General features: G+C 67.0%; 14 protein-coding genes. 5 read left to right on the top strand and 9 right to left on the bottom strand.

Annotated features, from left to right (window positions below; all coding sequences use genetic code 11):
• The 3 genes from U4E84_RS02235 to U4E84_RS02230 all read right to left on the bottom strand — a co-directional run.
• The coding region (locus U4E84_RS02235) for a hypothetical protein (protein ID WP_322530469.1) at positions 1–473 on the bottom strand (473 nt) is incomplete at its 3' end.
• Between the two features lie 657 nt (positions 474–1,130).
• Positions 1,131–1,322 (bottom strand): DUF1102 domain-containing protein, encoded by a 192-nt coding sequence (locus U4E84_RS19020; RefSeq protein WP_369698421.1) that lies wholly within the window; start codon positions 1,320–1,322, stop codon positions 1,131–1,133.
• Between the two features lie 143 nt (positions 1,323–1,465).
• Positions 1,466–2,056, bottom strand: coding sequence for a DUF1102 domain-containing protein (locus U4E84_RS02230; RefSeq protein WP_322530468.1), 591 nt, complete (start codon positions 2,054–2,056; stop codon positions 1,466–1,468).
• A gap of 395 nt (positions 2,057–2,451) precedes the next feature.
• Here U4E84_RS02230 and U4E84_RS02225 point away from each other — a divergent pair, with 395 nt between their 5' ends.
• The 3 genes from U4E84_RS02225 to U4E84_RS02215 all read left to right on the top strand — a co-directional run bounded on the left by U4E84_RS02225 (position 2,452) and on the right by U4E84_RS02215 (position 4,574).
• On the top strand, positions 2,452–2,634 hold the full coding sequence (locus tag U4E84_RS02225; RefSeq protein ID WP_322530467.1) for a hypothetical protein: 183 nt from the start codon (positions 2,452–2,454) through the stop codon (positions 2,632–2,634).
• 75 nt (positions 2,635–2,709) lie between these two features.
• Complete coding sequence (locus tag U4E84_RS02220; RefSeq protein ID WP_322530466.1) at positions 2,710–3,321, top strand: translation initiation factor IF-2 subunit beta; 612 nt, start codon at positions 2,710–2,712, stop codon at positions 3,319–3,321.
• Positions 3,322–3,398: 77 nt separating this feature from the next.
• Complete coding sequence (locus tag U4E84_RS02215; RefSeq protein WP_322530465.1) at positions 3,399–4,574, top strand: M24 family metallopeptidase; 1,176 nt, start codon at positions 3,399–3,401, stop codon at positions 4,572–4,574.
• Between the two features lie 41 nt (positions 4,575–4,615).
• Here U4E84_RS02215 and U4E84_RS02210 read toward each other — a convergent pair whose 3' ends face one another.
• From U4E84_RS02210 to U4E84_RS02200, 3 genes are all read right to left on the bottom strand, one after another.
• Positions 4,616–4,768, bottom strand: coding sequence for a hypothetical protein (locus U4E84_RS02210; RefSeq protein WP_322530464.1), 153 nt, complete (start codon positions 4,766–4,768; stop codon positions 4,616–4,618).
• A gap of 113 nt (positions 4,769–4,881) precedes the next feature.
• Positions 4,882–7,269, bottom strand: a complete 2,388-nt coding sequence (locus tag U4E84_RS02205) for an ATP-dependent DNA helicase (protein WP_322530463.1) — start codon at positions 7,267–7,269, stop codon at positions 4,882–4,884.
• A gap of 97 nt (positions 7,270–7,366) precedes the next feature.
• Positions 7,367–8,023, bottom strand: coding sequence for an HAD family hydrolase (locus U4E84_RS02200; RefSeq protein ID WP_322530462.1), 657 nt, complete (start codon positions 8,021–8,023; stop codon positions 7,367–7,369).
• A 91-nt stretch (positions 8,024–8,114) separates the two neighbouring features.
• On the opposite strand from U4E84_RS02200, the gene U4E84_RS02195 reads away from it, so the two are divergent.
• Entirely contained in the window at positions 8,115–8,567 is a 453-nt protein-coding gene (locus U4E84_RS02195; RefSeq protein WP_322530461.1) for a TIGR00725 family protein, read from the top strand.
• 16 nt (positions 8,568–8,583) lie between these two features.
• On the opposite strand, the gene U4E84_RS02190 is transcribed toward U4E84_RS02195, so the two are convergent.
• The 3 genes from U4E84_RS02190 to U4E84_RS02180 form a co-directional block, all read right to left on the bottom strand.
• On the bottom strand, positions 8,584–9,228 hold the full coding sequence (locus U4E84_RS02190) for a DUF4013 domain-containing protein (protein WP_322530460.1): 645 nt from the start codon (positions 9,226–9,228) through the stop codon (positions 8,584–8,586).
• Positions 9,229–9,509: 281 nt separating this feature from the next.
• The gene (dph2, locus tag U4E84_RS02185) at positions 9,510–10,553 is read right to left on the bottom strand and encodes a diphthamide biosynthesis enzyme Dph2 (RefSeq protein WP_322530459.1); all 1,044 of its coding nucleotides are present in this window, start codon (positions 10,551–10,553) and stop codon (positions 9,510–9,512) included.
• A 93-nt stretch (positions 10,554–10,646) separates the two neighbouring features.
• A complete protein-coding gene (locus U4E84_RS02180; protein WP_322530458.1) occupies positions 10,647–11,348 on the bottom strand; it encodes a hypothetical protein in 702 nt (233 codons plus the stop codon).
• A 145-nt stretch (positions 11,349–11,493) separates the two neighbouring features.
• Between U4E84_RS02180 and U4E84_RS02175 the strand changes: the two genes are divergently transcribed.
• Positions 11,494–12,147 (top strand): phospholipase, encoded by a 654-nt coding sequence (locus tag U4E84_RS02175; RefSeq protein ID WP_322530457.1) that lies wholly within the window; start codon positions 11,494–11,496, stop codon positions 12,145–12,147.
• The last annotated feature ends 34 nt before the right edge of the window (positions 12,148–12,181 follow it).

Genomic DNA, 12,181 nt, shown 5'->3' with positions numbered 1-12,181 from the left:
AGCAGGCCGACGACCGCTCCCATGATGACCGCGAGTCCGAGGTAGTGGTAACACCACGGGATGTCGTCCTCCGGGACGTACTCCAGGTGCATCTGCACCTCCCTGACGCCGTCGGCGAGCGCGATCGCGCCTCGCCCTCGGTCGTACTCGATCAGTCCGCAGTCGCTCAGCTTGGGCAGGTGCGTCTGGCGCAGCGAGGAGTACACCCGCTTGCGCTGTTTGTAGCTCACCTCCGCGACGGTGGTGTCGTTCTCGCGTGCGGCGATGTAGTCGACGAGGTCGCCGAGTTCGATCGTTTCGCCCTCGGCGTGGCCTCTGAGATACTCGATCGCGTATCGTCGCCGTCCGTTGCTCAGTACGTCGAAGATGGCGTCACGGTCGAGACCGGGGCCGTGCGCTGTTCCGTTCGTAGTCTTCCGATCGGATATCGAATCGAGGTCATCTGATTGTTCGCTCTGTATCTCTTGGATCACGTTGTCTCCCCCCGCCGTCGCTGATTCAGACTGCGTTTCGACCGGTGTGACTCGTCGGCGACCGACCGACTCGTTGTCGGCATCGACCGTACCGTGTCGTTCTATTCACGGGAGTATCCATAGTGGGTGTATATTGTTATGTCATCCGTTTAATCAGAGAGGGAGAACTTTACTTGAGATACTAATGGCATATACGTTGACAATTCAGGATTGCGGATCAGCGAATTCGATTTGTGTTTAAAATAATACCACGCTATGTATCAATCGGCGGAATGTACACGGATTCGGTTGAGACGATAGGAGTCTCTCGGACAGTCCACTGACAATCGACCGTGGGTCTGCCACGCTCGTTTTGACTTTTATTTTAATAAAATTGGACATGTGATTGTGGCAGCCCTCTACCAAGTGAATTAGCTGTTCGGTCGATCGGCGACGATTGTAATCGTTTCGTCGATACTGCTCTCCGAGGTCGCACCCCTCCGGCGAAGACGGCGACGTCGTAGGACACCGTCTCTCCGGGATCCAAAATTAGATCAGAGACCGAGTGGCCATCAAAGGGGGTGATAGATACCGTGAGATCGTCGCCGACGTCGCTTAACTGGATCCTGGTTCCGCTGAGTGTACCCCCTCGAAAGTCATTTCCACTGTCTGCGTTCCTCAATTTTCGATTTCGAACGCGTCCGGGATAATAGTTTCAACGTTCGCGTTGACCCCGGTTCCGCCAGCGTCGGTGGGGTTACTGGGGGAGAGATCCAGCGTGAACGTTCCGGTCTCTCGAAGGCTTGCGTACTCCGTTGTCGGGATCAAAGCCAGAAACGCCTCTGTGTCGTCGGCGACCTCAACCGTGATGGATCGGTCCGCCTCGACAGAGGAGTATGCTCCGGACCCGAGGACTGCAGCCCCCGCTTACAGCTGTTATCCGAGTCCGAAAATAAGTTTTCTCCGTCTCATTGTGTTATCTGGCAATCCCCGTTTACTTGCGACCGATTGGGTCAGACCTCGTCCTCAGTATAAGCATTAATAGTGATTGATCCGTCAAATTCCTCAAGTGCGTCAGCAGGGCCATTATCACCCAGCTCGTCGTCAATACGGAATATGACACCAACTCGCTCCAGAGATCCACCAGCACCGATCTCGGGCAAGTTGTCAGAGCCTTTTCCCTGAGTATCCTGGTTTAGAGTGGTACCAGAGTCAGGCGGAACCTCACCACTATCCGCGTCAGCGTAAATACTCATTCCGTCAGGTAGATCTGTAACTCCGACGAAGACTGTTTGAGTACCCTGATTTCTGATCGTAAATAGGTCTCGGATGATAGTATCGGCTTTCTGGTTCAGTCCTTCGCCATCTTCACCGGTTTCGGTGAAATCAAGACTGAGAGTATTCCCGTTTCCGTCATTTTCCACGTATTCGTTGCCGTTGGGGGTATCGTTCCCCTCTAGGCTCAGAAATGCGCTAGCATCGTCCGCAACGTCGACTTCGACGCTCCGATCCGCCTCAACGCTCGTGAACGCACCCGATCCGACTACTGCCGCAGTTCCCGAGGCCAATGCACCCATTCCGACTACGAACTTCCGTCGTTGCATGGTGTTGTCACCTGTGTTGCGCCCGTCGACGCCACGCAGCTCGGATCGATCGTCCGAACCGTCGATCCGTCGTATCACCGCGTGTCGGCCCCGAGCGCTCACGAGACACATGAGAGGGGACCGTTACTAGTCTGAGCAGCCTGTTGTGCCACCACTGCGAGGTTGTGTGTCCGTCCTGGTCACCGTACGCAGCGGAAAGCGGCGATTCCGACGGGAGCGACGCGGTGAAAGCCGATCGTAACCGGCTGAGACACGAAGCCCTCGAGCCAGTCGTCGCGACGCGGCGACAACGCACGAGTCTGAGGGGAACGAGGCGGTACAGACGAGTCGGTAACGGCGTCTTAGTCCAGTTACGCCGTGTATAGCTAAGCGCCGACGACGAGACTACTGATCTCGTGATCGACGAAAACGGGACCGACTCGGAGCACCGCCCCGAGAGCCGTTTGACCCCCATCGACTCGCTCACGCGGTACGTCCCCGGAGCGGCGGCGAACGCCCCCAAGCGGAACGTCCTCGTCACGCTCGTCTACCTCTTCGCCTGCGCCCTCACTGTCGGACTGCTTTGGGCGGCCCTGTAAACGCAACGGGGCGGGCGAACGGGACCGGATTCGGAACCCGGAAGCGATTTCCGTCGCCCCGCCGTCCCCTCGCGTATGGACTACGAATCGAGCCTCGACCGCGCGATGGAGGAGGTACCGGACCTCGGCGGCTCCGACGAGCGGCTGTCGGTGCCCGACCCGGAGACGCAGAAGGACGGCGCGTTCACCCGACTGACGAACCTCTCGGCGATCGCCGACGCGCTGAGCCGCGACCCCGAGCACGTCCACTCGAAGATCCAACAGGAGCTCGGGACCGCCGGCCAGTACGAGTCTGGCCGCGCCCGTTACAGCGGGAACTTCCGCGAGCGCGACTTCCAAGCCGCGATCGACTCGTACATCGAGTCGTACGTCACCTGCTCGGAGTGCGGCCTCCCCGACACCCGCCTGGAGACCGAGAACCGCACCCCGATGCTCCGGTGTGAGGCCTGCGGGGCGTTCCGACCGGTCGCGAAACAGAACACGTCGAACACGCAGCGTCAGGAGGAGGCGATCGAGTCGGGCAAGACGTACGAGCTCGAGATCGTCGGCACCGGCCGCAAGGGCGACGGCGTCGCCGAGCGCGGCGAGTACACCGTCTTCGTCCCCGGCGCACAGGAGGGCGAGACCGTGCGAGCCTACATCAAGAACGTCTCCGGCAACCTCGCGTTCGCCCGCCGAGAGAACTGATCGACAGGGCGGGCCTCACCGCTCGGGACCCCTTCCGCTACCCCACCGTTTATCCGGACGTTCGCGCATCGTGAGCCATGACGACACGACTCCCGGACGCCGCGTTCGACGACCGACTCTCGGCGGTGCGCGAGCGGCTCGCCGCGACCGACGCCGACGCCGCGACGTGGTTCGGCGCGACCGCGATCGAGTACCTCACCGGCTTCCACCACATCCAGACGGAGCGCCCGGTCGTCCTCGCGGTGACGCCAGACCGGATCGAGGTCACGGTCCCGCGGCTGGAGGTCGAGCGCGTCGACCCGAACCCCCGGATCGACGCGGTCCACCACTACTTCGATTACCCCGGCGGCGACCCGGTCCGCGTGGCCGTCGAGATGCTCGACGGGCTCGACGTCGACCGGGTGGCGACGGACTCGGACGGCGCCCCGGGCGTGATGGGGTACGACGGTCCCGCGCTCTCGGAGTTCGTCGACGTCGAGACGCAGTCGTGGGTCGACCGGCTGCGCTGGGAGAAGTCCGACGCCGAGGTCGATCTCATCCGCGAGTCGGCCAAGTGGGCGAACCTCGGCCACCGCTACCTCGCCGACTTCACCGAGCCGGGCGCACACCCGGTGACCGTCTCCCAGCGCGCATCGACGGAGGCGTCGCGGGCGATGCTCGACACACTGGGCGACACGTACAGCGTCCGAGTCCGCGGCGACGGTCCCGTCCACGCCGGCTACATCTCCGGCCGCGAGACGGCGCTACCGCACGGGCACACCCCGAACGAGCGGCTCGCCGAGGGCGACGTCCTGGTCACGGGCGCGACCGCGAACGTCGACGGCTACCGCTCCGAGCTGGAGCGGACGATGTTCGTCGGCGACTACTCCGACGAGCAGGCGCACTACTTCGAGGTCATGCTGGAGGCGCAGACGCTCGCGATCGACGCGCTCGGACCGGGCGTTCCGGTCGCCGACGTCGACGCGGTCGTCTGGGAGTACTTCGAGGAGCAGGGGGTGACGGACCTCGCGCGACACCACGTCGGCCACAACATCGGCCTCGGCGCCCACGAGCCGCCGTACATCGACCGCGGCTGGGGCGAACGCTACGGCGGCGAGGACGCCGTGATGGCGCCCGGACAGGTGTACACGATCGAGCCCGGACTCTACACCGACGAGTGCGGCTACCGCCACTCCGACACGGTCGCGATCACCGAGTCGGGCACCGAGACGCTTACGCACTTCCCGCGCGACATCGAGTCGAACGTCGTGTGATCGCGTCGAACGTCGCGTGAACGAGTCGAACGTCGTCCGGCCTACTGCACGCGGCTGACGACGACCCGATGTCCGGTCTCGTCGGCGTGCTCTCGCTCCAGTGCTGTCGCGTCGGCGTCGCTCTCGAACAGGCGCTCGACCCGACACTCCCGGCAGACGACGTGGTACCTCGCCTCCCTCGTTGCGGATTCCATACCTGTCGTCACGGGATGTCGTGTCCTAGTTACGCGCTCCATACCGCGGTCGAAGGGGACGTTATCCCCGTATCGAGGGAAGCTGCCACCGAGTCCGTCGGGCCCGTCCGATCTCAGTCGCCGTCGGGCTGGCGGTCGAACCGGTCGAGCGCGAGCGCGAGCATGTCCGGGCTCACGGGCTGGTACTCCTCGCGCTCGTGTTCCGGCAGGTACTCTCGGACGCCGTTCCACGACTCGCGGGCGTAGCGGGCGTCGAGCAGGACGCGAACCCCGCGCTCGTCGGGACCGCGGATGACCCGACCGACGGCCTGTCGGGCCTTCCGGACGGCCGGCACCGTGAGCGCCGTTTCGAATCCGGACTCGAACCGGCGGTCGTAGGCGGTGATCACGGCCCGCGTCCGCGGCCGCGACGTGTTGATGATCGGGACGCCACAGACCACCGCGGCCGCCAGGCGGTCCCCGCGGTAGTCGACGCCTTCCGTGAGCGTCCCGCGGAGACTCGTCACCAGCACTTTCCCCTCGCCCGCGAAGAAGTCGTCCTTCAGCGACTCCGTGGCGCGGTCGCCTGAGGACTCGTCGAGCAGGACGGGCTTGTCCAGCCGCTCCGAGAGCGACTCGGCCATCCACGTCGCCTCCGCGTAGCTCGGGGTGCCGACGAGCACGTTCCCCTCGCGGGCCGCGACCGCCGCGGTCGCGTCGAGATGCGCGAGGCGGGTGTCGTTCTCCTCGCCGGGCGCGCCACGGTTCTGGTGGGTGAACTTCGGCGCGTCGACGGCGAGGCTCGCGCGGTTCTCCTCGGGGAACGACAGGCCGTACGTCCGCTCGATGACCGGCCGACCCTGCGCCTCGAGGTGGTCGAGCCCGGTCACCTCGCGGAACACGTCCATCGGCTCCAGCGTCGCGCTCATGAGGACGCCGCCGCCGAACTCGGCGAGCCGGTCGCCGATCGGCTCGCTCGGCAGGCAGTTGTACAGCGCGAGGCTCGCGTTGTACGCGCGCCGCCACGAGTCCGGCGGCGCCGTCTCGTCCCACGTCCGTTCCAGGTCGATCGCCCGGAAGAACTCCTCGTGACCCTCGCGGTACCAGGCGTTGAGCGTGCGCCCGACGCCGGGCGCGGCGCGCCGCTTGTCCTCCGCCTCCAGCGAGTCGAGCACGCGCTTGACGACCGCGCCGACCTGCCGGGCCCGCGCCCACACGCGGTCGCCGTACCCCTCCCGCTCCGCCCAGGCCGTGATCTCGTCTTTCGCGGGCTCCTCGGGGTCGCGGAGCGCGATCTCGTCGTCGTCGAGCTCCCGCATCGACGCCCGCCAGTCGGGGCGTTCGCGGTCGAGCCGCTCCGTCACGCGCCGGTCGAGCTCGCGGCGGAGGTCGGCGTAGAACTCGCGGACCGACTCGATCTCCTCGACGGTCACGTCCGCGTCCGACAGCTCGCCGCGCACCAGCTCGGCGTCGTCGGACTCGGCCCCCGCAGTCTCGAACGAGAGCGGCTGGACGACGCGGGTGAGCTCGTTCTCGGCGTCGCGGAGGCTCGCGTCGGCGACCGCGTCGCTCACGAGGTCGCGGACGTGCGGCTCCAGCATGTGGGCCTCGTCGCAGACGACGAACGTCGCGTCGTCCAGCAGCGCGCCGGTGAACGTCCCGGTCGTCACCGGGTCGAACGCGTGGTAGTAGTTGCCAATCACGACCTCCACCTCCGGGACGAGCGCGCCCATGACCGAGTGCGGACAGGAGCCGTGGCCCGCGGCGAGCCGGACCAGCTCCGTCGGCCCGACGTGGCCGAGCTCCGTCACGTCGAACGGAACCGCCTCCGCGGGGTCGCCGTCCTCCGGCAGGTCGTCGAGGAAGCCAGCGTAGAAGGGACAGAACTCGGTCACCTCGTACTCCTCCGTGTCCGGGCGGTAGGGCGTGGGTTCGCCGTCGACGGAGAGGTAGTCGCCGGCGCCGGAGTCGGTCCCGGCGGAGCCGCCGCCTCCGGCGTCGGCCGAGGCGGCTCCCGTCCCCGAGTCCATCAGCCCCACCTGCTGGCTCCGTGCCTCGCTCACGAGGTTCGAGGTCGTGGTCGCGCCGCCGTCGCCGACGAGGTTCCGGGTGCGCTCGCGGAGGCCCTCGCAGCGCTCGTACACGTTCTCGCGGTCGATCCCGCCGCGGTTCTCGCGGGCGTACGGGCAGACGTCCGCCTTGCCGACGAGAGTGAGCCCGGAGACCGGGTCGTACTCGTCGGGGAGGGTCGCGTTGATCGTCTCCAGGTCCGTCTCGAACTGCCGGAGCTGCTGTTTGACGCTCGTGAGCACGAAGACGCGTTCGAACCCGGAGTCGGGGTCGCGGACGCGGTCGAGTCCGGCGGTGAGCGCGAGCATCGTCTTGCCGGTCCCGCACGCGCCCTCCAGCGCGAGGAAGCCGCCGTCCTCGGCGGCGTCGACTGCGGCGTCGATCCCGTCGGCCTGCTCCGGGTACGGCTCTGCGTGGCCGAAGATGTCGGTCCACGGCGGAGGGTTCGTCACTGTGGCGGCGTAGCTCCCGATCGGAGTTAAACCTTGAGAGAGCGGCGCCGGGCGGGACGGTTGTCGGGTCCGACGTCCGTCCCCGTCGGGTCCGGCCCTACCCGACGATGTCGTGCAGGTCGGAGAGCCGCTCGATCTCCCAGGTCGGCCAGACGTTCAGCTCCCAGTCGCGGCGGTGGGGGCGGCGGATGAACGCGGAGTCGATGCCCGCGTTCTCGGCCGCGCGCACGTCGGACTCGTTGTCGCCGACGAACAGCGCGTTGTCCGCGTCGAGGTCGCCAAGCGCCTGCTCGATGTAGTGGGGGTTCGGCTTGCGGAGCTGGAGCGAGTGGATCGTGGGCTCGCGGCCGTACGCAGCGCCGAACCGCTCGAAGCCGTCGAAGTGGTTCACGAGGAAGTCGACCGTCGCCTGCTGGTTCGAGGAGACGATCCCCATCTCCACCTCGAGGCTCTGGAGCTCGTTGAGGTCGTCGTACGGGGTCTTGCGCCCCTCGCGTGCCTCCTGCTGTTGGGCCTTCGAGACCACGTCGTCGCGGGTCCGCCAGAACGACCCCGGATCGAGGTCGTACGTCTGACAGACGGTCCCCACGCTGCCGGGGGTCGCGCCGATGGTCATCCGCTCTACGTCGTCCGGGTCGGGCTCCTCGACGCCGCACTCTTCGAACGCGTCCCGGGTCGCGTCCCGGAGCACGTCGAAGCGCGTGCGGCCCACGAGGACACCGTCGTTGTCGAACACGACGGTATCGTACGTCATACAGGCCGGAGTCGCTCAGCACTTAAAAGGGTTTACCAACGCCGCGACAGGTACGGCTCTATTTATATACGTGCGACCCGCCTCCCGCGTTATGCGCGTCAGCGTCATCGGCGGTAGCTCGGTCCCGCCCGAGACGGTCGCGGTCGCCGAGGAACTGGGCGAACGGCTCGCGAGCCGCGGCCACAAGACCGTCTGCGGCGGACTGGGCGGCGTGATGGAGGGCGTCTGTCGGGGCGCACGGGCGGCCGGCGGGGAGACGATCGGCATCCTGCCGACGGACCGCCGTGCCGACGCGAACCCCCACGTCACGGTCCCGATCGCGACCGGGATGGGCCACGCCCGCAACGCGCTCGTCGTGATGAACGGCGACGTCGCGATCGCGATGGACGGCGGCCCTGGAACGCTCTCGGAGATCGGGCTGGCCCTCGCGCACGGGCGCGCCGTCGCCGGGCTCGACACGTACGACGTGGCCGGCGTGGAGGCAGTCGCGTCGCCGGCGGCGGCGGTGGAGTACGTGGAGGCCGAAGCCGGCGAGACGGGGTGATGCGCGCGACTCGGAGTTACCTCGGGGCGTCGGGTCGACTCCCCTCGGCGGCCGGGAAACTCCCCCATAGCCGACCGATGACGGAGTAGGCGGCGACGCTGAAGTAGAACCCGACGAACGCCCCGGCGACGGTCCCGAGGATCGGGACGGCGTTGAGCACGCCTGCGACGAATCCACCGATGAGGAGCACGGCGAACATGATCGCCCACGCGACGGCGTACGAGCGGGACGTCCAGATCGGTTTCAGTGTCCCGACATCGAAACCGGAGCCGATCGACCGCGTCTGGGCGAAGTTCGCCAGCGCCGCCGGAAGCAGGTACCCGACGAGGAGCGCGAGGGCGAACCACACGAGCCCGGCGATGAGAACGGTGAGCGCGCCGAGGCCGCTTAGGGCCCCATCTCCGCCGACACCGATACCCAGGATGCCGACGAGAACTCCAGCGCCGCCCACGAGTAACGGGATGAAGCCGTAGGCGATACCGATCACTGCGGCTTTGGCCCCGGTAACCGCCAACTCACCGAACTCGTCGAACGCCGGCGGCCCTTCGTCGCCGGCGGCGGTGTGTTCGAATACTCGCACGAGGTACCCGGCGAGGACGAACAGCGGAACGATCAGGAAGCCGAATACGGTGAGAAGACCACCGATGAGGACGATCTTCACGACGTCGTCGCTCTCGGCGGGGTATCGGATCGCCGACTCTATCGCCTTGGTCACCCCACCGTACTCGTCGCCGAGCGCGGACCCGTGTCCGATGCGCGTCCCGCCGTCCGTTTTGTTATTTTTCATGAGATGGTCAGATAACCAACAGAATGCGAATATATAGTTATAATCCGCGAAACGACACGTCTTCGCAGAAAGACGATCTTACATTTCTAACATCCGAGATCGGACGGAGCCGATATCGGGCGACCCGGAGCGACGTCCGGAGGGTCCGAACCCGTCTACCAGGTGTCGTGGAACGTGTCGAACTCGATGGAGTCGAGCGGCTTCTCGCCGATCGCGGCCTCGTACTCTCCGGGAGTCAGCATCGGCTTGTGAAAGCGCGGACCGTCGTCGGTCGTGATGCGGGGACAGCCGGTGTTGACGAACGCGTCCATGTCGAAGTTGCGGAGGCGGTCCGGCGTCACCTCGTCCATCGTGATCAGGTAGGCGTTCTCGTTGTTCTCGACGATCTCCTGGGCTTTCTCCCACCGGCCCTGACCGATCTTGGTACAGAAGATGACGCCCCACTTCTCGGCGCCCATCGCCTTGTGGACCGAGGCGTACCGCTGTTTGAGGAACTGGTCGTGCTCGGCGACCGAGACCGCGTTGTTGACGGGGTCGGCGATGACCACGCGCTTCTCGGGGTGCTCCATCGCGAGCCCGACCGGGTGGAACTTCCCGCCGCCGACGTACAGCACCTGGTCGGCCGGGATGTCCGCGGAGGCGTAGTTACACCCCAGGACCTGCCCCTCCTCCGTGAGTCGGTCGTCTCCTCGGCGGGTGTGGACCTCGTAGCCGCGCTCCTCTAACCAGTCGGTCATCTCCTCGAAGCGGTTCATGTGCTGGGCGGTGGTGACGAGCCCGACGTCCGGGTTCTCCTCGGGGTCGTCGAGTTCCTCGGCCAGCGCGTCCTCCATGATCGGGAAGGGGTCGACGTTCGAGAAGAGGGGGACGTAGACGATGCTGTCGGACTCCTTCATCGGCGTGTGGCCGAAGTGGACGAACACGTCGGTCCGGCGCATCAGGTAGGTGTCGAGGTCGCAGGCGCCGTAGCAGGGCTGGCCGGACAGCATGAAGGTGACGTCGTCCGGCGCCACCTCCCGGAGGTCGTCGGCGACCTTCGGGCCGCGGCGCTTGAGCCCCTCGGGGAACTGGAGGCCGACCTTGGAGGCGTCGCGCTCCTCGATGGCCTCGACGATCCGGTCGAGTTCGTAGTCCCACTCTCGGTCGTGTTTCAGGGCCATCCCCGTCTTCGTGAGGTCGCCCTCCGTGGAGCCGCTCATGTCGACCGAATTGTGCGGCAGGACGGTTAAACCGCGCGTTCGACTGTGAGTTTCGTCCGCGACGTTCGTGACGGTCGCGACGGCTGCGACGCCTCAGAGGGTGTCGTCCGTGAGCAGTCGGGCGATCCAGGCCCGCTGACCGGGAAGCACCGCGTCCTCCTCGGCGGCGACCGGATCTCGCTCGACGTCGACGAACGCTCGCCCCTCGTCGTCGGTCTCGGCGTCGTCGCGGGTCCAGACGAGTCGGCCGTCGGAGTCTTCCGCGCTCACGTCGCCGTGGACCGCCCACCCCGACGCTCCGCGGACGGTCAGTCGGTCGGCACCGAGGTATCGCGCTCCCTCGCCGCCCATGGCGAACGGAACCGAGGGAGACGCCGGCGTCAGCGGCGTGAACACCACGACGCCGAGGTGACGCTCCGTGGCGGTCGGATCCCGGTAGTCGACGAGGAGGGTCTCACCGTCGATCCGGGCGTCGATGTCGTTCGGCTCCGCGATCCCGTCGCGAACCGCCCCGGAAACGACCGTGTGCCGAACCGACTCGTTCGCAGCGAGCGCGTCGCCCCCGGCCGCGAGGTCGACCTGCGCTTCCCACGTCGTCGACCCGTTCCCGCGGACCGTGACGGTCAGGGAGCTCTCGCCGGCGACCACGGGCGCGCCGTCCGGCGTCGTTCGGTCGAGGTCACAGACGCCGCATATCGGCGTCGGCGGTGCGCGCGCGTCGGCCGTCGGTGCGGCGGCGATTCCGGCCGCGAGGAGGAGGATCGCCGTCGTCGCGGCGATACTGCGGGGACGCATGACCCGAACTCTCGGCGCAATCGTAAATAACCCATCCGCGAGCGAGCGCAAACCACGGTGCGATCGCTCGTCGACCGCGACTCTCCCGAACCGATCGCTGCCGCGGCCGACGGATACAACCCCCGAGCCGACGAACGCGGGATGCATGACCGACATTCCCCTGGACCACGTCCACGTCGCCCCCGACGACGACGCCGAGAACGCGCCCGCAGTGTTCGTCCTCCACGGCCGCGGCGCCGACGAGGAGGACCTCCTGCCCGTCGCCCGGCACCTGCCGGACGGCCTCCACGTGATCAGCCTCCGGGCGCCCGACCCGCTGCAGGGCGGGTACACGTGGTACGCGCTCGACCTCTCCGCCGGGGGGTTAGAGGAGAGCCAGCCGGACGCGGCGGAGTTCCGCCGGAGCCTCGACCTGGTCGCCGAGAGCGTCGACGCCGCGGTCGACGCGTACGACCTGGACGCCGACCGGCTCGGGCTGCTCGGTTTCAGCCAGGGCGCGATCACGAGCCTCTCGCTCGTCCTGGAGGCGCCCGACCGCTACGCGTGGGTCGTCGCGCTCCACGGCTACCTCGCGGACGCACACGCCGACGTCGAGCCGGAGGGGATCGCGGGGAAGCCCGTCTTCGTCGGCGCGGGCGCGGGCGACCGCGTGATCCCGGAGTCGCGGTCGGCCACGGCGGCCGACCGCCTCGAGGAACTCGGCGCCGCCGTCACCCGCGGTAGCTACCCCGGCGGCCACGGCATCGGGCCGGAAGAGCTGGCCGACGTCGTCGCCTTCGTCGAAACGCACGCGTCGTGAAGGCTCCCGCGACGACTCACGGCGGCTCGCTTCG

The organism is Halorubrum sp. AD140 (assembly GCF_034497445.1).
Lineage (GTDB): Archaea > Halobacteriota > Halobacteria > Halobacteriales > Haloferacaceae > Halorubrum.
Note: the sequence above shows the minus strand (reverse complement) of the source record. Positions and strands in the feature narration are given on the sequence as shown.

Coding starts and splice junctions, on each gene's coding strand:
- dph2 (WP_322530459.1), bottom strand. CDS start 10,553: ATGAGCGGCTCCACGGAGGGCGACCTCACGAAGACGGGGATGGCCCTG.
- U4E84_RS02180 (WP_322530458.1), bottom strand. CDS start 11,348: ATGCGTCCCCGCAGTATCGCCGCGACGACGGCGATCCTCCTCCTCGCG.
- U4E84_RS02220 (WP_322530466.1), top strand. CDS start 2,710: ATGGACTACGAATCGAGCCTCGACCGCGCGATGGAGGAGGTACCGGAC.
- U4E84_RS02215 (WP_322530465.1), top strand. CDS start 3,399: ATGACGACACGACTCCCGGACGCCGCGTTCGACGACCGACTCTCGGCG.
- U4E84_RS02175 (WP_322530457.1), top strand. CDS start 11,494: ATGACCGACATTCCCCTGGACCACGTCCACGTCGCCCCCGACGACGAC.
- U4E84_RS02230 (WP_322530468.1), bottom strand. CDS start 2,056: ATGCAACGACGGAAGTTCGTAGTCGGAATGGGTGCATTGGCCTCGGGA.
- U4E84_RS02195 (WP_322530461.1), top strand. CDS start 8,115: ATGCGCGTCAGCGTCATCGGCGGTAGCTCGGTCCCGCCCGAGACGGTC.
- U4E84_RS02210 (WP_322530464.1), bottom strand. CDS start 4,768: ATGGAATCCGCAACGAGGGAGGCGAGGTACCACGTCGTCTGCCGGGAG.
- U4E84_RS02200 (WP_322530462.1), bottom strand. CDS start 8,023: ATGACGTACGATACCGTCGTGTTCGACAACGACGGTGTCCTCGTGGGC.